Here is a 22,027-nt window from a genome sequence, read left to right as displayed (position 1 = left end):
GCGCGTGCGCGAAGGTGCGCCGGGTTCGGGCGGCGCGCCTTCGACCGGTTCGGCCGAGGCAGCCGTCGCAGCGTCGCTGCGTAAACCTGCCGGGCGCTGCGACGAGGCGCGCACGCGCCAAGCCGATCCGGTTGCGCTCCGCACCGCGGCGGCCCGCTCGGGTGAGGCGGCCGTTGCGGCCGGTATCGCGGTCGCCGGTCTTGCCGCATTCGGCATTGCCCGCAGCGCTGCGGGCGCCGTGCCTTGTACCAGGGCCTGCTCCAGCGCGCGGCAGTCCTGCCAGAGGTCGAGCAGTTCTTCCAGGCGCAGCAACAGGCTGGCCAGCAGCAGATGCGCGATGTGCTGATCCACCGGGGGGCGCAGCGCGGCGATGCGGGCGCGCAAGGCATCGACGTCGACGGCATCGGCCGTGGCGCCGTCGCCGGGATGCACCCAGGCCACAACATCGTGCAGCAGCGCGGCCAGCTCAGGCTGGGCGGTGGTGTCGCCGTGCAGCGCATCCAGCCGGTCGGTGATCGACGACAGCACCGGCAGCAGCATCAGCATGCGTGCGCGCAGCTGCTCCAGCGCGGGGGCGGCACCGGCATGACGCGGGTCGTCGTGCCGCACGAAGGCGATCAAGGCCTCGAACTGCACCAGGTCGGCCGCCAGGCGGTTGCGCGGTGCGTGCGCGGGGCCGCGCTGCAGCACCTGCCGGCACCACTGCGCCGCGTCCTGCATCCAGTTGCCGATGCGTGCGGTGAGCATCGGCCGCACCGACGCAGGGAACACCAGCGCGGCAAACAGCACCGCCATCACCGTGCCCAACACGATCTCTTCGCTGCGCGCCACCACGGTATCGAAGATGCCCTCGGGCGCGGTGACCGCCGGGAAACCGATGAAGGCGGTGGTGTAGCCGGCCAGCAAAAACGCATAACCGCGCGGGCCGCGATTGAGCAGCGCCAGGAACAGGCAGGCCGAGAGCCACAACGCCATCGCCGCGCTCAGCAGCAAGGACGTTTCCACCAGATTCGGCAGCATCACCAAGGTTGCCGCGCCGGCCAGCAGCGTGCCGAGCACGCGGTACACGCCCTTGGCGCGGGTGGGGCCGAGCAGCGGCTGCGAGACGATATAGACCGTAGCCATCGCCCAGTACGGCCGCGACAGGTTGCCGGCCAGGGCGACGTACAACGCCGCGATCGAGGCAGCGAACGTCCTGGCCGAAAACAGCCAGGCCTGGCGGTCGCGCAGCAGGGCAGTCATCGTGCGGCCGTCGTGGCGGCGGCGTCCCACCCGCCACCCAGGGCCAGGAACAGCTGCAACTGATCCTGCGAGACCTGCGCCTGCGCATTGGCCAGCGTCATGTCGGCGGTAGCCAGGGTGCGCTCGGCATCCAGGCTGGACAGATACGGCGTGCGCCCGCCCTGATACAGGCGCCGGTTCTGCGACGACGCCAGCTCGGCCTGCTGCTGCGCTTGTTCCAGCAGGTGCAGGCGGTCCAGATCCTGCGCGTAGCGCGACAGCGCGGTCTGCACTTCGCGCAAGGCCTGCAGCACGGTGGTGTCGAATTGCGCCAGTGCGGCGTCGGCGCCGGCTTCGGTGGCGCGCACCCGTGCACGCGCCCCACTGGAAGGCAGCGTCCAGGAGATCAGCGGGCCGAACGACCACGCCTGCGTGGCCGGCTCGCCGATGTCGGCCAGCAGGCCGGTGGCGCCGATCGAACCGCCCAGGCGGATGTCCGGATACAACGCGGCAGTGGCCACGCCGATGCGCGCGGTGGCGGCGGCGAGCCGGCGCTCGGCCTGGCGCACATCCGGGCGACGCGCCAGCAACGCGCGGCCATCGCCGATCGGGATGGGCCGTTGCAGGGCGGGCGCGTGGTCGCAGCTGTCCACGCCGGCCGGCACCTCGCTCGGTGTCTTGCCCAGCAACGCGGCCAATTGGTAGCCGGCGGCCTGGCGGCGCGCGCGCAATGGGGGCAGCGCAGCTTCCAGCATAGCCACCTGCGCGGTGGCACGTGCCAGATCCGGCGGTGTGCCGCGGCCGGCAGCGATCAGGCGCTGGGTGATCTGGCGGCTGCGCTGCTGCAACTGCAGCGAATGCTCGGCCACGTGCAGCTCGTGGTTGGCGTGGCAGATCTCCACGTAACTGCCGGCCACCTGCGCGGCCACGTTGACGCGCGCCAGGTCGATCGCCGCCTGGGCCACCTGCGTATCGGCGTGCGCGGCCTCGGCACCGCGCTGCAGCTTGCCGAACAGATCGAACTGATAGGACACCCCGACCTTGCCATCGGCCAGGTTGAACACCGGCAGCTTTTCCTGCTGCAGGAACGCCTCGGCCGAGACCTGCGCGCGGCTGACGCCGGCGTCCACCTCGTAATCGAAACCACCGGCATCCATGGCCTGTTCGTACACCGCGGCGGCGCGGCGCAGGTTGGCGCCGGCCACCTTCAGCTCGACGTTGTCGCGCAGGGCCTGCTCGACCAGGGCATCGAGCATCGGTTCCTGATACAGCGCCCACCAGCGCGCCGGCAGCGCGGCGCCGGGCTGCACCTGGTCGTTGCCGGTGTCGACAAAGGCGGCATTGGCTGCCGGCCGCTGGTAGGCCGCATTGTCCGGCAGTGCGTAGTTGGGGCCTACGGTGCTGCAGGCACTCAACGCCGTCAGCAGCGTGGCCAATCCCAGTGGGCGAAGCACGAGGCGGCTCATGGCGCCGCCTTGGCCTGCACGCGGGCAGGCGCAGCGGCCGGGGTCGCATTGGCTGTGGCTGTGTCAGGCAGGATGCTCACCGTGGCGGTGCGCCCGGCGATCAGCTGCACCTGCGCCGGCACGCGGTCCAGCACGATGCGTACCGGGATGCGCTGCGCCAGCCGCACCCAGTCGAACGCAGGCGTGACATTGGGCAGCGCACCGGCGCTGCCGCTGCGGTAGCGGTCTTCGATGCCGGCGGCGATGCTCTGCACATGCCCATGCAGCGTGACCGGCTCGCCCATCAGGTGCACGTCCACGCGCTGGCCGGGGTGCACGCCCTGCAGGCGGGTTTCTTCGAAATAGCCATCGACGCGGAATGAGCCGGTGTCCAGCACCGCCACCACCGGGCGACCGGCGCTGACGTAGTCGCCCGCGCGCACGGTGCGGTCGCTGACATGGCCATCGGCCGGACTGCGCACCTGGGTGCGGTCCAGGTTGAGCTGGGCCAGGTCCACCGCCGCTTGTGCGGTGGCCACCGCGGCCTGCGCCTTCTGCACATTGGAACGGCGCACTTCCGCATCTTCGGCGGCGACCAGGTCCTGCAGGCTGCGGTCGCGCGCGATCTCGCGGCGCAACTGGCTCAGCGTGGCCTGGCGCTCGGCCAGCGCGGCGCGCGCCTGCTCCAGCGCGATCGCATAGCGCGCGCGGTCCACCACGAACAGCAGCTGCCCGCGCCTGACCGGTTGGTTGTCGGCCACGGCGACCGATTCCACCAGCCCGGACACATCCGGCGCCACCTGCACCACGTCGGCACCCACGTGCGCATCGCGTGTCCACGGCGCGTCCATGTAATAGCGCCACAGGTGCTGCAGCACCAACGCAGCCACCACCACCATTGCCAGGGTCAGCAGCGCCGGCCCGGCAGTCTTGATCAGCTTTTTCACGATTGCATCCACCGCATGAGAGAAAACAGGCCGCCCAGCAGCGCGATGTACAGCGCCAGGTTGAACAGCGCCGGGTGCCAGATGTGGCGGTACGCGCCCGCGCGGGTCAGCAGCGCGCCGATCGCGCTGTTGAGCAGATACGCCAGCGTCATCAACGCCAGCAGGGTGGGAACGAACACACCGTAGAGACTGAACTCGCCGTACATCGGGCCTACCTGGAAAGGGAACAACGCTGCCCGGCAGCACCTGGCGTGCCGGCCAACTGCAAGCGCATACCGCCGTGCGCTAGTCGGACTGCCCCAGCCGCGCATGTGCCTGGGCGATCTGCTCCCACAGCGTCAGCACGGTCTGCACCTGCGCCTCGCTGAGCGCACCGAAGACCTCGGCGCGCAACGCGTCCAGGCGCACCTCGATCTGCCCGGCCAGCGCCTGGCCCGCAGCGGTGAGCCAGAGCTGGTTGGCACGGCGGTCGCTGCTGTCGGCTTCGCGCCGGACCAGGTCCTGGGCGGCCAGCTTGTCCAGGAGCCGCACCAGCGAGGGGCCTTCCATGCCCAGCTGCTGGGCCAGCGCCACCTGACGGATGCCGCCGCCGGAGCGACCGATCATCAGCAACGGGCCGGTGCATGCACTGGACAGCCCGAAGCTCTCGAAGGCCTGGTCGGCCAACCGTTGCCATTGGCGGGCGGCGACCAACAGGCCGGAACTGAGCTGGGCGCGCGGGGATGCAGTGCTGATCGTCATAATAGTTAGGATGCTATCAATTCAACAATGAATCAATAGTCACTGAACCCGCGGCAGCGGCCGCAACCGGTGCTGGGGCCGTCGGCCCGTCCTCGGGTACCATGCTCGCCCCCTTTGGGTGCACCTGCGCATGAGCCAGTCCGACCAGCCCGATTCCTCCGTCACCCAGGCCCAGGCCGAAGAGGCCGTGCGCACCCTGCTGCGCTGGGCCGGCGAAGACCCCTCCCGAGAAGGCCTGCTGGACACCCCGCGCCGGGTGGCCGAAGCCTATGGCGACTGGTTCAGCGGCTACCGCGAAGAACCGCGTGCCTACCTGGAACGCACCTTCGAGGAAGTGGCCGGCTACGACGAGCTGATCGTGCTGCGCGACATCTCCTATGAAAGCCATTGCGAGCACCACATGGCGCCGATCATCGGCAAGGTGCACGTGGGCTACCTGCCGCGCGGCAAGGTGGTCGGCATCAGCAAGCTGGCCCGCGTGGTGGAAAGCTATGCGCGCCGGTTCCAGGTGCAGGAGAAGATGACCGCCCAGATCGCCCAGTGCATCCAGGACGTGCTGCAACCGCGCGGCGTGGGCGTGGTGGTGGAAGGCGCGCACGAGTGCATGACCACCCGCGGCATCCACAAGCGCGGCGTCAGCATGGTGACCTCCAAGATGCTGGGCAGCTTCCGCGAGGACGCGCGCACCCGCGCCGAGTTCCTGCAGTTCATCGAAGTGGGCGGCAAGCGTTGAGGCAGCCGCAGCGCGGTCGCGGTGCAACGTCTGGCCACGGGCGTTTGGAGCATGGTCGGGAGCACCGCTGATGGTGGCCTGCGTACGCCGGCACGCCCTTCGCGCATCACCGCTGCCGGGCGTTGATGGGCGGTATTTGCCGTGGCTCGACGTGAGCGTCAGCATAGCGGCATGAAACATCTCGCCCGGATCGCCCGCTATCGCAGCCTGCGTGAGAGCCCGTTGTGGAAACTGCTGGCCGCCGATCACGCGCCGGAAGTGATCGGCTTGCTGCAGTCGTTGCTGCTGGACGGTGAGCGCCTGCTCCCGGCAGCGGTCCTGCACGAACGCCTGCAGCGTATGCTCGACGAACTCAACGCCGAACAGCTTGCACGCGACCTGCCGCGCACCGCCCAGGCCTATGTGGCGCACTGGCTGGCACAGGGCTGGCTGGAGCGTCACCTGCCCGAGGGCGCGCAGCAGGAGCAGTTCGAGCTGTCCACCCAGGCCGCGCAGGCGATCCGCTTCGTCGATGGGCTGGAGCACAGCCGTGGCGCGGCGACCGAGAGCCGGTTGGCGTTGGTGATGCAGCAGCTGGCCCAGTTGGCCGCCCTGACCGAGACCAACCCGGATGCACGCCTGTCGGCGCTGCGCGACGAGCGCGACCGCATCGATGCGGAGATCGCGCGGGTGGCTGCCGGCAAGGTCGCCTCGCTGGACGGCAAGCGCGCGCTGGAACGCACCCGCCAGGTGATTGCGCTGGCCGATGAACTGACCGAAGACTTCCGCCGCGTGCGCGACGACTTCGAGCAGCTCAACCGGCAATTTCGCGAACGCATCATCGACGACGAGGGCGAGCGCGGCGACGTGCTGACCCGGCTGTTCGAAGGCGTGGACGTGATCGGTGACAGCGACGCCGGACGCAGCTTCCAGGCATTCTGGGCGCTGCTCAACGACGCCGAACAGAGTGCGCAGCTGGATGCGGCTCTGGAGACCGTGCTGGGGCGTGCCTTCGCGCGCAAGCTGGACCGGCGCGAACGCAGCTTTCTGCGCGGACTCACCGCGACCATGCTCGAGCGCGGCGGGCAGGTGCACGATGTCATGCAGCATTTCGCGCGCAGCCTGCGCGGTTTTGTGCAGAGCCGCGGTTACCTGGAACAGCGCCGGCTCAACCGCCTGCTCAAGCAGGCGCAGGCCGATGCGCTCAGCCTGCGCGAGCACGTACCGGCGCAGCGCCTGATCGGCCGCGATCTGATGCTCACCACCAGCCGGCTGCGCTCGCTGGCGCAATGGCGCCTGCACGACCCGCGCCAGCAGCAGGTCGATGGCAACATCCAGCGTAACGAGGCAGCGGCCATCTCACTGGACAGCGTGGGCGATCTGGTCGCGCAGTCGGAGATCGACTTCCGCAGCCTGCGCCGCGATCTGTTCGAGCTGCTCGACGCCCGGCCGCAGGTTTCCATCGCCCAGGCACTGGAGCAGCGCCAGGCTACCCAGGGGCTGGGCAGCGTCATCGGCTATCTGTCGCTCGGCACGCGCCACGGCGTGGTCGACGCCAACCAGTTCGAACTGGCGCACTGGCGCGGCAACGATGGCCAATGGCGTCGCGCGCGCATTCCGTTGATCTGGTTTACCCGGGAGAAACGCCATGAACTGGCCTGAGCACGACCACGGACATGATCCGGACGAGATCGACGCCGCCGCCGCCGCCGCGCTGGCCGATCCGTCACCGACGCCGGCCAACGGCCTGTTTCCGGGCGACACCGGGCAGCTGCCGGTCGAGGCGCGGCGGGCGCTGTGCCAGTTGCTCAGCGGCCCCAGCGTGGACGCACAGCGGCATGGCCGCCTGTGGCCGGCCTTGCTGCGGAGCGAGGCGGCAATCCGCAGCGCCCTGGCCGAGCTGTTCCTGGAACTGGTGCTCGATCGCGAGGCCGGCATCGCCTTCACCCGCCAGGCGGACACCGGCGAGCTGGAGACGCCGGTGCTGCTGCGTTCCTCGCCGCTGACCTTCATCGACTCGGTGCTGCTGCTGCATCTGCGTCAGCAACTGGCCGACGCCGACGCGCGTGGCGTGCGGGCGGTGGTGGAAGACGCAGAGCTGAGCGATGCATTGGCCGTGTACGAAAAGAATCTCTCCACCGACCGCGCCGGCTTCCTGCGCCGGGTGGCCACGGCGGTGCAGAAGATGAAGGACAACCACGTGCTCACCCGGTTGCGCGGCGACGAGGCGCGCTATGAAGTGTCGCCCGCACTCAAGCTGCTGTTCTCGGCCGAAGATGTCGCGGCGCTGGGGCAGGTCTATCGCCAACTGCGCGAAGGCCCGGCAGACAACGACACCGACGCGCCGACCGCGCGTACCTAGCGCAGCGGGTGCCGTGTCGCTCCAGCACCCGCCTGCGCTTTTTTCTGCACATTCTGGACAGTAACCGATGACTTCCGCCGCCTCTTCCAGCCTGTTCGGCAACGACCTGCCCGACCCGCGTCTGCAGCAATTTCGCATGCGGCGTCTGCAGGTCTACAACTGGGGCACGTTTTCCGGCCTGACCGAAGTGCCGATCGCCGAACGCGGCTTTCTGTTCGTCGGCCGCTCCGGCTCGGGCAAATCCACCTTGCTGGACGCGATGTCGGCACTGCTCACCCCGCCCAGCATCGTCGACTTCAACGCCGCCGCGCGCGAGGCCGAGCGCAGCGGCCGCGACCGCAACCTGGTGTCGTATGTGCGCGGCGCCTGGGCCGACCAGCAGGACAGCGCCTCCGGCGAAATCGCCACGCAATACCTGCGCAAGGGCGCCACCTGGACCGCACTGGTGCTGGAATATCGCAACGGCGAAGACCGCGTGGTCAGCCTGGTGCGGTTGTTCTGGATCGCCGGCAACAGTGCGGCCACAGCTGACGTGCAAAAGCACTACATGGTGGCCGAGCGCGCCTTCGACGTGGCCCGCGACCTGGCCGGCTTCGACCTGGATCGGCGCAAGCTCAAGCAGCGCCTGCAGGACGTGCATCACTTCGACAGTTTCGCCGGCTACGCCGAACGCTTCCGCCACCAGCTGGGCATCCACAACGAGATGGCGCTGCGGCTGCTGCACAAGACCCAGTCGGCCAAGAACCTGGGCGATCTCAACGCGTTTCTGCGTGGCTTCATGCTCGAAGAACCCAAGACCTTCGATGCGGCCGAGCGCCTGGTCGGCGACTTCGCCGAACTGGACGGCGCCCACCATGCGGTAGTGACAGCGCGGCGGCAGGTGGAGACCCTGCTGCCTGCCCGCACCCACCATGCCGAGCTGCTGCAGCTACGCCGCCAGCGCAGCGAACTGGAAGAACTCAAACTCGGCATCGATGCCTATCGCGAACAGCGCCGTCTCGCACTGCTGGATGCACGCCTGCAGGAACTGGACGTGCAGGACCGTGGACTGGCCGGCGAAGAAGGCCAACGCCGCGCGGCCCTGGAAAACCACACCCGCCATCTGGACGACCTGGAGGCGCAGCGCCGCGCCCAGGGCGGCGAACGCATCGATGCGCTGGAGCGCGAACAGACCCAGCTGCAGGCCGAGCGCGATCGCCGCGCCGCCAAGCGTGCGCAGGCCGAGCAGGCCTGCCGCGCACTGGAACAGGCACTGGCCAGCAGCGCGCATGGCTTTGCCGAACAGACCGCCCTGGCACGCGTGGCGCTGGAAGACGGCCAGCGTCTGGCCGCCGAACGCGACGAGGCGATCAGCGCACGCATGGCCGCCAAGCACGACGACAGCAAGCGCTTTGTCGAGGTGCGCGCCGAGATCGAGGCGCTCACCCGCCATCCTTCCAATATCCCCGCCCCGATGCAGAGCCTGCGCGCGCGCCTGAGCGCCGACACCGGCGTGCCCGAGGCGACGCTGCCGTTCGTCGGCGAGCTGATCCAGGTGCGCGAGGACGCAGCGGCCTGGCGCGGCGCCATCGAACGCGTACTGCATGGATTTGCGCAATCGTTGTTGGTGGACGAGCGCCATTACGCCGAGGTCGCCGATTGGGTCAACCGCACCCACCTGGGCACGCGGCTGGTGTATTACCGCGTGCGTGGCAACGAGTCGGCGCTGAGCGGGCGCGAACCCGGCGCCGCCTCGCTGCTGCACAAGTTGCAACTGCGCGAGCATGCCTTCGCCAGCTGGCTACGCCGCGAGCTGGGCAAACGCTTCGATTACGACTGCGTCGACAGCGCCAAGGCCTTGCGCCACGCCGAGCGCGCCATCACGCGCGAGGGTCAGGTCAAGCATCCGGGCGAGCGCTACGAAAAGGACGACCGTCATGCCGTCGGCGATCGCCGCCGCTGGTTGCTGGGTTTCGACAACCGCGACAAGCTGGCGCTGTTCGAACGCGAAGGTCAGGAGCTGGCGCAACGCATCGCCGCCTGCGACGCCGAGGTGGCCGATCTGCGCGCACAGCGCGAGCGCGACGGGACGCGCCGCCTGGCCTACAACACCCTGGTCAATCTGAGCTGGGAAGAAATCGATGTTGCCGCCTCGCTACAGCGGTTGAGCCAGATCGCCGACACGCTGCAGCAACTGCGCGAAGGCGATGCCAACCTGCGCGCGCTCGGCGAGGCGATCGATCGCACCCGTGCCGACATCGCCCAGGCCACGCGCACCTATGAGGACGTACGCAAGGAGCGCATCACCCTGGGCGCCGAGCGCAGCCGGCTGGAAAAGCAGCAGCTCGAATGCGCCGACGCGCACAGCCGTGTCGTCACCCCCCTGCAACAACAGGGTCTGGCCGAGCGCCTGCAGACGCTCGGCGAGGTGAGCCTGGACACGCTGCAGGAGCGCTTCCGTCATCTCGAACGCGGCCTGGATGCGCAGCTGGCGCTCAGCAAGGACGAACTCACCCGCCTCGAGCAACTGCTGCTCGGCTGCTTTCGCCGCTATTGCCAGCAATGGCCCGAAGACAGTGGCGACTTCACCGTCAACATCGGCAGCGCCGACGATTTCCTCGCCCGCCTGCAGCGCCTGGAACGCGATGGCCTGCCGCAGCATGAGGCACGTTTCTTCGATCTGCTGCAGAGCCAGAGCAAGAACAACCTGCTTGCCTTGCAACGGCATACCGCCGAGGCGCGCAAATCGATCGCTCAGCGCCTGGACGAGGTCAATGCCAGCCTGGAACAGGTGCCGTTCAATCACGGCACCTTGCTGACCATCGAATTGAGCGACCGCCGCCTGCCGGAGGTGATCGAATTCCATCAACGCCTGCGCGATGTGCTCGGTCACCACCAGACCGAACAGCGCGAGGTGGCCGAACAGCAATTTTCCGTGCTGCGCGAGCTGGTGCGCAAACTCGGCTCGCAGGAGGGCGAAGACAAGCGTTGGCGCGAGCTGGTGCTGGACGTGCGCCTGCATGTGGAATTCGTCGGCGTCGAACTGGACGCGGCCACGCGGCAACAGGTGGAAATCTACCGCAGCGGCGCCGGCAAGTCCGGCGGTCAGCGCCAGAAGCTGGCAACCACCTGCCTGGCGGCGGCGCTGCGTTACCAGCTCGGCGGCGAAGACGGCGAACTGCCGCGCTACGCGGCCGTGGTGCTGGACGAAGCCTTCGACAAGGCGGATAACGAATTCACCGCATTGGCGATGAATATCTTCGAAAATTTCGGCTTTCAGATGGTGGTGGCCACGCCGTTGAAATCGGTGATGACGCTGGAGCCCTTCATTGGCGGCGCCTGTTTCGTGGAGATCAGCGGCCGTCACGATTCAGGCGTGCTGCTGATCGAATACGACGAGCAGTCGCGCCGGCTCAGGTTGCCCGAGCGCACCCGTCGCGGCGCAGCTGACACCGATGCGGTGACCGGGCAGGACTGAGCCGATGGCCCGCGCCCACTGCATGCTGCTGCCGCCTGCCGCGCTGCAGGCCCTGCGCGGGCAATGGCAACGCCACCGTGGCGACTGGCTGATCGGCGCGGCGGCACCGCGGCCGATCGCCCTGCATCCCCCCACCCAGGCCCAGGCCAGCGCACAGTTCGATGCCTTCGGCGCATGGTTGCGGGCCTGGCAGCGCGCCGGGCTGCCGGGGCGCTTGGAGATGCGGCACGTGTCCTGGCCGCAATTGGGGCCGCAACAGTTGCCGCAGACCTGGGTGTGCGCTACCCCGGCCGAGGCCGCCGCCGCGCTGCAGGAACACGAGCGCTGGCAGCGTGCCAGTGCACGTTGCGCCAGCCTGTTGCAGCGTTGGCCGGACGCGGTCGGGCTGGCTGCGCGTCTGCGTCGCCAGTTCGATCTGCTGGCCGACGGTGCGCAGACCGAGATCGAGCGGATGGCCGATGTCGTCGACTGGCTGCACCGTCACCGCGACAGCGGCCTGTTCCTGCGTCAGCTGCCGATCGCCGGCATCGACAGCAAATGGGTGCATGCCCATCGCGGCATCATCGCGGACTGGCTGGCCGGACTGCGCGGATTGACCGAACCGCGTAGCTTCGACAGCCTGTCCGGCTTGCGCAAGGCGCCCGACCGCGTGCGCCTGCGCCTGCTCGACCCTGCGTTATGCGCCCAGGTTGGCGGCTTGAACGATCTGACCGTGCCGATCGATCAACTGGCCGCGCTGCGCTTGCCGATCACGCGCATGCTGATCGTCGAAAATCTCGAAACCGGCCTGGCCTGCGAATTTTTGCCAGGGACCGCAGTGCTGATGGCCCGTGGTTACGCGCTCGATTATGTGCGCAGCGTCGGCTGGCTGCGCGCGATGCCATTGTTCTATTGGGGTGACATCGACACCCATGGCCTGGCGATCCTGCATCGGCTTCGCCTGCATGCCCCGCAGACCCGTGCCGTGTTGATGGATGAAGCCACCTTGCGCGCCACGCCTCGCGCGCTGTGGGGCCACGAACCACGGCCGCACCGTGCGCAACGCCTGGCCGCGCTGACGGCCGATGAGCAGGCGCTCTATACCGGCCTGCGCGATGGCCGTTTCGGCGCCGCACCCAGGCTGGAGCAGGAACGTATCGATTGGAGCTACGCCTGGCCGCGCGTGCAGGCTGCGCTGACTGCGCCAACCCGGTTGTAGCCGCAGCGCGTCGGTCCTCAGTGCAGCAGATCCCAGCCCATCTTGCCGATCAGCACGATCACCAGCACCAGGAACAGTTTGCGGATCAACGGCGTGCCACCGCGTAACGCCATCCGCGTGCCGGCCACCGCACCGGCCACGTTCGCTACCGCCATCGGGATACCGATGGCCAGCATCACCTGCCCGCTGGGCAAAAAGAACGACAGCGCTGCCAGATTGGTGGCCAGGTTCACCACCTTGGCCGCCGCCGAAGCACGCAGGAAATCCAGCCCGAAAAAGCGGATGAACAGGAAGATCAGAAAGCTGCCCGTGCCCGGGCCGAAGAACCCATCGTAGAACCCGATCGCCGCGCCCATCGCCAATGCGGTGGTCAGTTCGCGCCGGCCGATCCGGCGTGGCCGATGCAGCGCGCCGAAGTCCTTCTTGATCAGCGTGTAGATCAACATCGCGATCAGCAGCACCAGAATCAGCGGCCGTACCGCCTGCTTGGGCATCAGGCTGACGGCGGTCGCGCCCAGAAACGAAAACGTAAACGCCGCCACCGTTGCATACAGCACCGGCTGCCACGGAAAGCGCACAGTGCGCGCGTATCGCCACGCCGACGCCGCGGTGCCGAACATTGCGCTGAACTTGTTGGTGCCCAGAATCAGCGATGGCGCCTGCTGCGGCAGCGTCGCAAACAGGCCCGGCAACTGGATCAACCCACCGCCACCCACCGCCGCATCCACCAGCCCGGCAACGAATGCGATGCACAGCAGCCAGGGCAATTCGGTGGGAATCAATTCCAGCAAGGCCACGCTCCGCACAAGAGGGGCCACAGCATAGCGAGTGCACCGAGGTCGCGTGCCGCAGTAAAAGCTACGCAGAATCGCGGCAGGTGTAGCCGTGTCGGGAGTTGCAGTATCAGCATCAGCAGTAGCGAGCCGATGCCTGCCCCGTGTCACCCACGCACACGCCAATGGAGACCGTGCAACATCAGATCACGGCATCCAAAGCCCCTCTCCCCGCGGGAGAGGGGTTGGGGTGAGGGTACGGGGCGGAGCCTCGTTGTTCGATCAGAGGCTGCTAAACAACGCCCCCATCCCCAATCCCATCCCGCACAATCCCCGCATGCCAACCTCCACACCCACCGAACCCTGTCCCTGCGGCCGCCCCGCCAACTACGCGCAGTGCTGCGGCCCTTACCACGCCGGCGCCGCCGCGCCCGATGCCGAGACCCTGATGCGCGCCCGCTACAGCGCCTATGTGCGTCGTGATACCGCTTACCTGCTGGCCAGCTGGCATCCGTCCACGCGCCCGCCGGAGCTGTCGCTGGACGAAGGCGGGCGCACCACCTGGCTCGGCCTGACCGTACAGCGCGCCCTCGCGACCGGCCCCGACACCGCCGAAGTGATCTTTCTGGCGCGCTATCGCATCGGTGGCGGCAGCGCGGTGCGCATGACCGAACACAGCCGTTTCGTGCGCGAAGCCGGCCACTGGTACTACCTCGACGCGCGCTGAGCACGACCTGGGCCAGTCGCTACCGCAGCCCACGCAACCCCAACCACGTCTGCACACCCGCGCAGCCAACCGACCCGTCCGCACCCCAACGCGCTGCCCAGAAGCCCGGTTCAGCCCGACGAACGGCATCCAGACCCGCCGTTTGTCGACGCCACGTTCGCAGCCGATCCCGGAAGCTTGCCGCGCTGGCGAACTCCGCCGCGGGGTGGGACTCGGATCATGGCAACCTTTAATCTCTGGCAATGGGTGCTCCTGGCAGCGGTCGTGTTCGCGGTTGTGCTGCCCGCCTGCGTGGCCACTGCACTGATTCGCTTCGGCCCGCGCCACGATGCCCCGCGCCGCGCCCGCACGCGCCGGGTGGCCGATGGCGCCGCATCGGCGCCGGCCCTGTCGCTGCTGACCGGGGTCACCGGCGACGGCAGCTAGGCCCGTCGGGCCGACGGCAACACCGGTGGCTTCGACGGCAGCGGGCTCCACCTCGCTACGCATACCCTCGCGACCACCTGCACGCCCGCAACCAGTCAGGTTGGCTATGCTCGGTGGCTCGACCAGCCGCGCAGGAGCCCTCCACCGCATGACGTCTGCCCATCCGCTGGCCACCGCGCCATGACGCTGCCCCGGCGCGCACTGCCGTTATTTATGGGACTGCTGCCGCTTGCTGCCTATGCCGACCCAACCTTCGACCGTTGCCTGGCCAGCCTGCAGACCCAGGCCGCGGCCAAGGGCGTGGACGCCGCCAGCTTCCAGCGCTTCACCACTGGCCTGGCGCCCGATCCCAGCGTGCTGCCGCTGCTGGACGCGCAACCGGAGTTCACCACACCGATCTGGGATTACCTGGCCAGCCTGGTAGACAGCCAGCGCGTCGCCGACGGACAGGCCATGCTGGTCACCCACCACGAGCTGCTGACCCGCCTGTCCGAACAGACCGGCGTGGACCCGGCTACCATCGTCGCGGTGTGGGGCGTGGAAAGCGACTACGGCCGCGTCACCGGCAAGCGCCCGCTGCTGGTGTCGCTGGCCACGCTGGCGTGCGAAGGCCGCCGCCAACCGTTCTTCCGTGGCGAATTCCTCGCCTTGCTCGGCCTGCTGCAGCAAGGCGATCTGTCCGCCGATGGGCTCACCGGCTCCTGGGCCGGCGCGTTCGGGCAGACCCAGTTCATGCCCTCGACCTACGCCCGCATCGCGGTGGATGGCGATGGCGACGGCCGCCGCGATCTGGTCGCCAGCATTCCCGATGCACTGGCCTCCACCGCCAACTATCTGGTCGAGGCCGGCTGGGAGCGGGCCCGCCCGTGGGGCCTGGAAGTCACGCTGCCGCGCGGCTTCGACGCCAGCAAGGCCGGCCGCACCCGCCGCCAACCGCTGCAAGCCTGGCAAAACGCCGGCCTGCTCGGCACCGATGGCAAACCGCTCGTACCGGCCGGCCTACCGGCAGACACTCCCGCCGCCGTGCTGTTGCCGGCCGGCGCCACCGGCCCGGCGTTCCTGGTGTTCCGCAATTACGACGCGATCTATGCCTACAACGCCGCGGAAAGTTACGCGCTGTCGATCGCCCTGCTGGCCGACCGCCTGCGCGGCGGCCCCGGCCTGGTCGCCGCCTGGCCCACCGACGACCCCGGCCTGGGCCGCCCGGAACGGCGCGAGCTGCAGCAGTTGCTGCTCGCCCGCGGTCACCAGATCGGCGAAGCCGACGGCATGGTCGGCAGCGCCACCCGCCGCGCCATCCAGGTCGAACAGACCCGCCTGGGCCTGCAACCGGCCGACGGTCGCCCCGGCCAGCGCATCCTCACCGCACTGCGTGCCGCCCCAGCGCTCACCGGCATGGCCGCAATACGCGCCACCGCATTCAAGCTGCCGGCCGCGTACCCCGCCTTCGCCCAATCCCCCATCGTCCACAAGGCATCCCCCATGTCCGACACCACCGGCCTGACCACAAGCGATTTCCAAGGTTTCCCGTCGTTGCTGATCGACACCCCGTTCTCCACCGCCGCCATCAGCCTGTTCGGCGGCCAGCTGCTGTCGTTCGTGCCCAAGGGCGGGCAGGACGTGATGTGGCTCTCGCCCAGCGCCCAGCAACCGCCCACCCCGATCCGCGGCGGCGCGCCGGTGTGCTGGCCATACTTCGGCCGCCAGGACCAGACCGGCGATGTGCCTGCCCATGGCTTCGTGCGCACGGTGGCGTGGCGACTCACCGAGAGCCACCGCGAGGACGACGGCACCGTGGTGCTCACGATCACCCCGCCGCGCTTCGACGACCTGGCGCTGCGCCTGCGCATGACACTGCGCGTCGGCCGCACCCTGGAGCAACGCCTGATCACCGAAAACACCAGCGCCGCTGCGGTGCGTTTCACCCAGGCGCTGCACAACTATTTCCGCGTCGGCGATGCGCTCAAGGTCAGTGTGCAGGGCCTGGACGGGCTGGATTACCTCGATAAGTACGAGAACTACGCCACCGCCCACCGCCAGCAAGGCGACTGGAGCCTGCGCGACCCGCGCGACCCCGGCCGCAGCGACCGCATCTACACCAACGCCGGCGGCCGCTACACCCTCACCGACCCGGTACTCGCCCGCCGCATCGTCATCGCCACCGAAGGCAGCCGCTCGCTGGTGGCCTGGAACCCGGGCGAAGAGGCCGCCAAAAAGATGGCCGACGTGGGCGAGGGCTGGCGCGACTACGTCTGCCTGGAAGCGGCCAACGCCGGCCCCGACGTCATCGAACTCGCCCCCGGCGCCAGTCACACCCTGACCCAGACCATCAGCGTCGAATAACCAACCACCGGCCGCCTGGCGGCACGCTCCCTTCTCCCGCCTGCGGGAGAAGACAGGTGTCTGGAAGCAGCCAACGCCGGCCCGGACGTCATCGCGCCCTCTCGCCGCCAGCCGCACAGCCCCCAGCCTCTCAGCCCCAGCCCCAGCCCCAGCCCCTCAGCGTCCAACAACTAACCGCCGGCCGCACGGCGGCACACTCCCTTCTCCCGCTAGCGGGAGAAGGTGCCCGAAGGGCGGATGAGGGCAGGGCACCCCAGCCAACCCACCATCAACGCCACTCGCCAGGCTGTACCGGATCACGCAGCCCCGCTATCCCCGGCACCGCGCGCCATCCGCAGCTACACTCCCCACCTCGCCACCCTGGGCCGCGCGATGTCTCTCCCCGCCGATTCCGCTGCCGCTCCGGGGCGCCGCCGCGCCGCGCTGATCTTCATCTTCATCACCGTCCTGATCGACGTGCTGTCGTTCGGTGTGATCATCCCGGTGCTGCCGGATCTGGTGCGGCATTTCACCGGCGGCGACTACGTGGTGGCCGCCGGCTGGATCGGCTGGTTCGGCTTCCTGTTCGCCGCCATCCAGTTCGTCTGCTCGCCGCTGCAAGGCGCCTTGTCCGACCGCTTCGGCCGCCGCCCGGTGATCCTGCTCTCCTGCCTGGGGCTGGGGCTGGATTTCATCCTGATGGCCATCGCCCACAGCTTGCCGATGCTGCTGCTGGCCCGGGTGATCTCCGGCATGTGCTCGGCCAGCTTTTCCACCGCCAACGCCTACATCGCCGACGTCACACCTGCCGACAAACGCGCCGGTGCCTTCGGCATGCTCGGCGCCGCGTTCGGCATTGGTTTTGTCGCCGGCCCCTTGATCGGCGGCTGGCTGGGCAGCATCGGGTTGCGCTGGCCATTCTGGTTCGCCGCCGGGCTGGCCTTGTTGAATGTGCTGTACGGCTGGTTCGTGCTGCCCGAATCGCTGCCCGCCGAACGTCGCACTGCGCGCCTGGAGTGGTCGCACGCCAATCCGCTCGGCGCGCTCAAGCTGCTGCGCCGCTATCGGCAGGTGTTCGGCCTGGCCTCGGTGGTGTTTCTGGCCAACCTGGCGCATTACGTCTATCCCAGCATCTTCGTGCTGTTCGCCGGCTACCAATATCGCTGGGGCCCGCGCGAAGTGAGCTGGGTGCTGGCCGGGGTTGGCGTGTGCAGCATCATCGTCAATGCGTTGCTGGTCGGCCGCCTGGTGCGCTGGCTCGGCGAACGCCGCGCCTTGCTGCTGGGGCTGGGCTGCGGGGTGATCGGCTTCGTCATCTACGGGCTGGCCGACAGCGGCGCGATGTTCCTGATCGGCGTCCCGATCAGCGCGTTGTGGGCAGTTGCCGCACCCGCCGCGCAAGCCTTGATCACCCGCGAGGTCGGCGCCGATGCGCAGGGGCGTGTGCAGGGCGCCTTGACTGGCCTGGTCAGCCTGGCCGGCATTGCGGGCCCGCTGTTGTTCGCCAATGTGTTTGCCTGGTTCATCGGTGCTGGCGCACCGCTGCATCTGCCCGGCGCGCCCTGGCTGCTGGCCGGCCTGTTGCTCGCTGCAGGGTGGTGGATGGCATGGAAGCGTGCAGGGCGGGGCAGCGGAATTGCCGCTGCTGCGCAAGGGTGATGCCAACGGATTCATTTAGCGCTCGTGTCCGCTTTATCTGATTTGCGCGCGCGCTGCTAGGCTGGTGCACTCCGTGCCGCGGCACTGCCTCGATTGCTTATGTGTCCTGACACCCAGGCTGTTCCCTCATCGGCCGCACGCGTGCTGCGTCACGCCACCCAGGACACGCATCGCCGGGTCGAAGCGGTGCCGCTGATGCAGGCGCTGGGGCAGGGGCAGGTCGACCGCGCCGGGTACGTGCAGATCCTGCGCCGTCACCATGCCTTGCTGGCGGGTTTCGAAGAGCAGTTGAGCGGCTGGCTGGGCACGCTGGTCGCCAGTGGCTGGCACTATCGCCGCCGCGTGCCGGCCTTGCGCGCGGACTTGCGCACGCTGAACCAACCGCCGGATCCCCCGCTCGCGCTGCCTGACGTGCGCACCGACGCCGCGCGCTGGGGCATGTTGTACGTCATCGAGGGCGCCCAGCTGGGCGGCCGGGTGATTGCCCGCGGCCTGCGCAGGCACCAGCCCGCGCTGGCCAGTGCGCTGCAGTATTTCGAACTGGCCGACGAAGACCCGGCCGCCTGGCGCCGGTTTCAGGCCGTGCTCGATCAACGCCTGGATTCACCGCAGACCCACGCGGCCGCCATCGATGGCGCGCATGCCATGTTTGCTCATTTCCATACCTGCCTCGCAGCGGAGCCGCGCCCGTGAATCAGCACACCGAACCCCTGGATATGGACGAGTGCGCGCGCGAGCCGATCCACATTCCCGGCATGATCCAGCCCTACGGCGTGCTGCTGGTGATCGAACCTGCCGACGGTCGGATCGTGCAGGCCAGTACCACCGCCGCCGAGTTGCTCGGCGTGCCGATGGACGCCTTGCTGGGCATGCCCTACACCCAGGTGCTGGAGCTGCCCGACACCTTGCCGGCTGCGGTGGACGACCAACCGCAGCACCTGTTGCATGCCGAGGTGCGCTTCCCGCAGCGCAGCGCGCCGCCCGACCACCCCTGGGTGGCCGCCTGGCATCTGTATCCGGAGCAGTGGTTGATCGAAATCGAGCCGCGTGACGCCCGCCTGATGGACGTCACCCTGCGCGAGGCCTTGCCGCTGTTGCGCAGCATCGAGCGCGACCCGGGCATCGCCGAGGCGGCCGTGCGCGCAGCCAAGGGCCTGCGCAACATGATCGGCTTCGACCGGGTGATGATTTATCGCTTCGACGAAGAGTGGAACGGCGATGTCATCGCCGAGGCCCGCCAGCCCGAGCTGGAGGCCTATCTCGGCCTGCATTACCCCGCCAGCGACATCCCCGCGCAGGCGCGCGCGCTGTACCTGCGCAACCGCGTGCGCCAGATCGCCGATGTCGGCTACCAGCCGTCGCCGATCCAGCCCACCCTGCATCCACGCCTGGGCACACCGGTGGACCTGAGCGATGTCAGCCTGCGCAGCGTTTCGCCGGTGCACCTGGAATATCTGGCCAACATGGGCGTCAGCGCCACGCTGGTGTCCTCCATCGTGGTCAACGACGCGTTGTGGGGGCTGATTTCCTGCCATCACTACAGCCCGCACTTCACCAGCCACACCATGCGCGATGCCACCGATGCGGTGACCCGCGCGCTGGCCGGTCGCATCGGCGCGCTGCAGGCCGTGGCGCGTGCCCGGCTGGAATCGGTGTTGCTGACCATCCGCGAAAAGCTGATCACCGACTTCAACGACGCCGAACACCTGACCGTGGACATGCTCGCCGACATGGCGCCGGACCTGATGGACGTGGTGGATGCCGACGGCGTGGCGGTCTTCCACGGTGAAGACATCAGCCGTCACGGCAGTACCCCGGACGCGGCGGCGTTGCGGCGCATCCGCGACCATCTCGAATCCGAGCACCACGACGCCCTGCGCGAGGACGCCGTCGGCGCCCTGCATGTGGATGCCATCGGCGAGGTCTTTCCGGAGCTGGCCGACCTGGCTCCGCTGGCCGCCGGCTTCATCTTCGTGCCGCTGATGCCGCAATCGCGCAGCGCCCTGCTGTGGACCCGGCGCGAGCAGGTGCAACAGGTCAAGTGGGCAGGCAACCCGCAGCTGGCCAAGCTGCAGGACATCCCCAACTCGCGCTTGTCGCCGCGTAAGAGCTTCGATCTCTGGCAGCAGACCGTGCGCGGCCGCGCGCGGCGTTGGTCGCCGCTGCATCTGGAGTCTGCGCGTAGCCTGCGCGTGTTGATCGAGCTGATGGAACGCAAGCGCTTCCAGCAGGATTTCACCTTGCTCGAAGCCTCGCTGTCGCGGCTGCGCGACGGCGTGGCCATCATCGAACGGGGCGCCAGCGCTGCCGCGCACCGGCTGATCTTCGTCAACCCGGCATTCGCCGAACTCAGCCAGGCCGAGGTGGCCGACCTGATCGGCCGCGACATGCTCGCCCTGGTCGCCGACGATGCCGCCCGCTCCAAGGTCGAGTTGCTCGAAGACGCCCTGCGCCTGGGACGCGCCGCCTACGTCACCTTGCCGCTACGCGCCCTGGACGGCTCGCCGGTGTATCGCCAGTTCCACCTCGAACCGCTGCCCAGCCCCAGCGGCGTGACGGCGCACTGGCTGCTGCAGCTGCGCGACCCCGAATAAGCGCCGCCACCTGGCGCGGCCACGCCGACGCTGCGGCCTGATATCGCAGTGTCGCGCGGGCACCTCGGGTCCGACGCGGTTCACCCCACCGGCGGCGGCTGGCGCCATCCTTGTCGTCGCACCGCGCCTGGCTAGCCGCGGAAGCGCGGCACCAAGAGCGCCTGACACTACGACACGCAGCGCGTGATATGCACGGCAGTCTCCGCGGGCGGCCGCAGCGCGTGACCGTACAAGGCGCGACATGGGCATCCGCACATCCAGCCAAGGCTCGCCGCCCCATCAAGGCGCAGATACAAACCGCGTCGGTTACCGCTAACGTCGCGGTCGCAGCAACAGCAAGGTGACCGTGCCGGCCACCAGTCCCCAGAACGAAGCACCGATCCCGCCCAGGGTCAGCCCGGAGGCGGTCACCAGAAACGTGATCAACGCCGCCTCGCGCTCGCTGTCTTCGCGCAGCGCCGCCGCCAGGCTGTTGCCGATCGTGCCCAACAGCGCGATCCCGGCGATGGCCATCACCAGCTCGCGCGGAAAGGCCGCAAGCACGGCGGCCACGGTCGCCCCGAACAACCCGATCACCACATAGAACACGCCCGCACTCACCGCTGCGGTGTAACGACGGGCCGGGTCCTCATGCGCCTCCCGGCCCATGCAGATCGCGGCAGTGATCGCCGCAAGATTCAAGGCATATCCACCAAACGGCGCCAGCACGCTGTTGACCACGCCGATCCAGCCGATCGTTGGCGAGATCGGCACCGTGTAGCCAGACGCCCGGATCACCGCCACCCCGGGCACGTTCTGCGAGGCCATGGTGACCACCCACAACGGGATCGCCAGCCCGAACAGCGCCGCCCAGGACAGCGACGGCACCACCAATACCGGCCTTGCCAGTTCCAGCTGCACCGCTTCGAGGTGCAGCAACCCACCGCCGGCGGCAATGCCGACGCCGACCAGCAAGGTCGCAATCACGGCATAGCGCGCGAACCAGCGCCGTCCCACCAGATAGGTCGCCAGCATCGCCAGCGCCAGCACCAGTTGGTGCTGCATGGCCACGAATAGATCCAGGCCAAAGCGCAGCAGCACCCCGGCCAGCATGCCCGACGCCAACGCGATGGGAATGCGCTTGATCGCACGCTCGAACATCCCTGAGAACCCGGCCACCACTCCCAAGACCGCTGCCACCACGAAGGCGCCGATCGCCTCGCGCAACGGCACACCCGCCGCGCTGCCGATCAGCATCGCCGCGCCGGGCGTGGACCACGCCGTCACCACCGGCACCCGATACCGCAGCGACAAACCGATGCAGGTCACGCCCATGCCGATCCCGAGGGCCCACATCCACGATGCGATCTGCGCCTGGTCGGCCCCCAGATGCCGCGCCGCCTCGAACACGATCACCGCAGAGCTGGCAAACCCCACCAACACGGTGACAAATCCAGCGGCAAT

Annotated in this window: 17 protein-coding genes and 1 pseudogene (1 of these 18 cut by a window edge); 11 read left to right on the top strand and 7 right to left on the bottom strand. The window is 68.8% G+C overall.

Annotation, left to right across the window (positions count from 1 at the left end):
- Positions 1–128 precede the first annotated feature (128 nt).
- From ACCQ10_RS20370 to ACCQ10_RS20350, 5 genes and pseudogenes are all read right to left on the bottom strand, one after another.
- Positions 129–1,242, bottom strand: a pseudogene (locus ACCQ10_RS20370) (FUSC family protein); the annotation flags it as partial.
- Positions 1,239–2,687 (bottom strand): efflux transporter outer membrane subunit, encoded by a 1,449-nt coding sequence (locus ACCQ10_RS20365; protein WP_372361740.1) that lies wholly within the window; start codon positions 2,685–2,687, stop codon positions 1,239–1,241. The gene ACCQ10_RS20365 and the pseudogene ACCQ10_RS20370, both read right to left, overlap by 4 nt.
- On the bottom strand, positions 2,684–3,613 hold the full coding sequence (locus ACCQ10_RS20360) for an efflux RND transporter periplasmic adaptor subunit (RefSeq protein ID WP_372361739.1): 930 nt from the start codon (positions 3,611–3,613) through the stop codon (positions 2,684–2,686). Before ACCQ10_RS20360 ends, ACCQ10_RS20365 begins: the two co-directional genes overlap by 4 nt.
- Positions 3,610–3,819, bottom strand: a complete 210-nt coding sequence (locus tag ACCQ10_RS20355; RefSeq protein ID WP_039413774.1) for a DUF1656 domain-containing protein — start codon at positions 3,817–3,819, stop codon at positions 3,610–3,612. Before ACCQ10_RS20355 ends, ACCQ10_RS20360 begins: the two co-directional genes overlap by 4 nt.
- Before the next feature lie 79 nt (positions 3,820–3,898).
- Positions 3,899–4,354 (bottom strand): MarR family winged helix-turn-helix transcriptional regulator, encoded by a 456-nt coding sequence (locus tag ACCQ10_RS20350; RefSeq protein WP_039413771.1) that lies wholly within the window; start codon positions 4,352–4,354, stop codon positions 3,899–3,901.
- A gap of 130 nt (positions 4,355–4,484) precedes the next feature.
- Between ACCQ10_RS20350 and folE the strand changes: the two genes are divergently transcribed.
- From folE to ACCQ10_RS20325, 5 genes are all read left to right on the top strand, one after another.
- A complete protein-coding gene (gene folE, locus ACCQ10_RS20345; protein ID WP_047692703.1) occupies positions 4,485–5,087 on the top strand; it encodes a GTP cyclohydrolase I FolE in 603 nt (200 codons plus the stop codon).
- Between the two features lie 171 nt (positions 5,088–5,258).
- Positions 5,259–6,728, top strand: a complete 1,470-nt coding sequence (locus tag ACCQ10_RS20340; RefSeq protein WP_047692701.1) for a DUF3375 domain-containing protein — start codon at positions 5,259–5,261, stop codon at positions 6,726–6,728.
- Positions 6,715–7,428 carry a DUF4194 domain-containing protein gene (locus tag ACCQ10_RS20335; protein ID WP_372361738.1) on the top strand — a complete coding sequence of 238 codons (714 nt, stop codon included), beginning with the start codon at positions 6,715–6,717 and terminating at the stop codon, positions 7,426–7,428. The genes ACCQ10_RS20340 and ACCQ10_RS20335 overlap by 14 nt, the downstream gene beginning before the upstream one ends.
- Before the next feature lie 67 nt (positions 7,429–7,495).
- The gene (locus tag ACCQ10_RS20330) at positions 7,496–10,885 is read left to right on the top strand and encodes an ATP-binding protein (protein ID WP_372361737.1); all 3,390 of its coding nucleotides are present in this window, start codon (positions 7,496–7,498) and stop codon (positions 10,883–10,885) included.
- Between the two features lie 4 nt (positions 10,886–10,889).
- On the top strand, positions 10,890–12,083 hold the full coding sequence (locus ACCQ10_RS20325; RefSeq protein ID WP_372361736.1) for a Wadjet anti-phage system protein JetD domain-containing protein: 1,194 nt from the start codon (positions 10,890–10,892) through the stop codon (positions 12,081–12,083).
- Between the two features lie 17 nt (positions 12,084–12,100).
- Here ACCQ10_RS20325 and ACCQ10_RS20320 read toward each other — a convergent pair whose 3' ends face one another.
- Positions 12,101–12,880: a sulfite exporter TauE/SafE family protein gene (locus ACCQ10_RS20320; protein WP_372363184.1), complete on the bottom strand. Its 780-nt coding sequence runs from the start codon at positions 12,878–12,880 to the stop codon at positions 12,101–12,103.
- Positions 12,881–13,193: 313 nt separating this feature from the next.
- On the opposite strand from ACCQ10_RS20320, the gene ACCQ10_RS20315 reads away from it, so the two are divergent.
- The 6 genes from ACCQ10_RS20315 (at position 13,194) to bphP (ending at position 20,584) form a co-directional block, all read left to right on the top strand.
- Positions 13,194–13,583 carry a YchJ family protein gene (locus ACCQ10_RS20315; protein WP_372361735.1) on the top strand — a complete coding sequence of 130 codons (390 nt, stop codon included), beginning with the start codon at positions 13,194–13,196 and terminating at the stop codon, positions 13,581–13,583.
- 219 nt (positions 13,584–13,802) lie between these two features.
- On the top strand, positions 13,803–14,009 hold the full coding sequence (locus ACCQ10_RS20310) for a hypothetical protein (protein ID WP_166744647.1): 207 nt from the start codon (positions 13,803–13,805) through the stop codon (positions 14,007–14,009).
- A gap of 180 nt (positions 14,010–14,189) precedes the next feature.
- A complete protein-coding gene (locus ACCQ10_RS20305; RefSeq protein WP_372361734.1) occupies positions 14,190–16,352 on the top strand; it encodes a lytic murein transglycosylase in 2,163 nt (720 codons plus the stop codon).
- A gap of 372 nt (positions 16,353–16,724) precedes the next feature.
- Positions 16,725–17,990, top strand: coding sequence for a TCR/Tet family MFS transporter (locus ACCQ10_RS20300; RefSeq protein WP_372361733.1), 1,266 nt, complete (start codon positions 16,725–16,727; stop codon positions 17,988–17,990).
- Between the two features lie 99 nt (positions 17,991–18,089).
- Complete coding sequence (locus tag ACCQ10_RS20295) at positions 18,090–18,683, top strand: biliverdin-producing heme oxygenase (RefSeq protein ID WP_372361732.1); 594 nt, start codon at positions 18,090–18,092, stop codon at positions 18,681–18,683.
- Complete coding sequence (gene bphP / locus ACCQ10_RS20290) at positions 18,680–20,584, top strand: bacteriophytochrome BphP (RefSeq protein ID WP_039566690.1); 1,905 nt, start codon at positions 18,680–18,682, stop codon at positions 20,582–20,584. The genes ACCQ10_RS20295 and bphP overlap by 4 nt, the downstream gene beginning before the upstream one ends.
- 312 nt (positions 20,585–20,896) lie before the next feature.
- Here bphP and ACCQ10_RS20285 read toward each other — a convergent pair whose 3' ends face one another.
- Positions 20,897–22,027, bottom strand: the 3' portion of a protein-coding gene (locus ACCQ10_RS20285) for a benzoate/H(+) symporter BenE family transporter (protein ID WP_372361731.1). The gene runs 45 nt beyond the window's last position; 1,131 of the gene's 1,176 nt are visible here — the last part of the coding sequence; its start codon lies off the right edge, out of view — the gene reads right to left on this strand; the stop codon is at positions 20,897–20,899.

This window comes from Xanthomonas sp. NCPPB 1325 (assembly GCF_041477645.2).
GTDB lineage: Bacteria > Pseudomonadota > Gammaproteobacteria > Xanthomonadales > Xanthomonadaceae > Xanthomonas > Xanthomonas cannabis.
This window is presented reverse-complemented; position numbering and strand designations above follow the sequence as displayed.

Excerpts from the sequence above, each read along its gene's own strand:
- ACCQ10_RS20310 (WP_166744647.1), top strand. The coding sequence starts at position 13,803 with ATGGCAACCTTTAATCTCTGGCAATGGGTGCTCCTGGCAGCGGTCGTG.
- ACCQ10_RS20335 (WP_372361738.1), top strand. The coding sequence starts at position 6,715 with ATGAACTGGCCTGAGCACGACCACGGACATGATCCGGACGAGATCGAC.
- ACCQ10_RS20300 (WP_372361733.1), top strand. The coding sequence starts at position 16,725 with ATGTCTCTCCCCGCCGATTCCGCTGCCGCTCCGGGGCGCCGCCGCGCC.
- ACCQ10_RS20355 (WP_039413774.1), bottom strand. The coding sequence starts at position 3,819 with ATGTACGGCGAGTTCAGTCTCTACGGTGTGTTCGTTCCCACCCTGCTG.
- ACCQ10_RS20350 (WP_039413771.1), bottom strand. The coding sequence starts at position 4,354 with ATGACGATCAGCACTGCATCCCCGCGCGCCCAGCTCAGTTCCGGCCTG.
- ACCQ10_RS20295 (WP_372361732.1), top strand. The coding sequence starts at position 18,090 with ATGTGTCCTGACACCCAGGCTGTTCCCTCATCGGCCGCACGCGTGCTG.
- ACCQ10_RS20340 (WP_047692701.1), top strand. The coding sequence starts at position 5,259 with ATGAAACATCTCGCCCGGATCGCCCGCTATCGCAGCCTGCGTGAGAGC.
- ACCQ10_RS20305 (WP_372361734.1), top strand. The coding sequence starts at position 14,190 with ATGACGCTGCCCCGGCGCGCACTGCCGTTATTTATGGGACTGCTGCCG.
- ACCQ10_RS20325 (WP_372361736.1), top strand. The coding sequence starts at position 10,890 with ATGGCCCGCGCCCACTGCATGCTGCTGCCGCCTGCCGCGCTGCAGGCC.
- ACCQ10_RS20365 (WP_372361740.1), bottom strand. The coding sequence starts at position 2,687 with ATGAGCCGCCTCGTGCTTCGCCCACTGGGATTGGCCACGCTGCTGACG.
- folE (WP_047692703.1), top strand. The coding sequence starts at position 4,485 with ATGAGCCAGTCCGACCAGCCCGATTCCTCCGTCACCCAGGCCCAGGCC.
- ACCQ10_RS20315 (WP_372361735.1), top strand. The coding sequence starts at position 13,194 with ATGCCAACCTCCACACCCACCGAACCCTGTCCCTGCGGCCGCCCCGCC.
- ACCQ10_RS20330 (WP_372361737.1), top strand. The coding sequence starts at position 7,496 with ATGACTTCCGCCGCCTCTTCCAGCCTGTTCGGCAACGACCTGCCCGAC.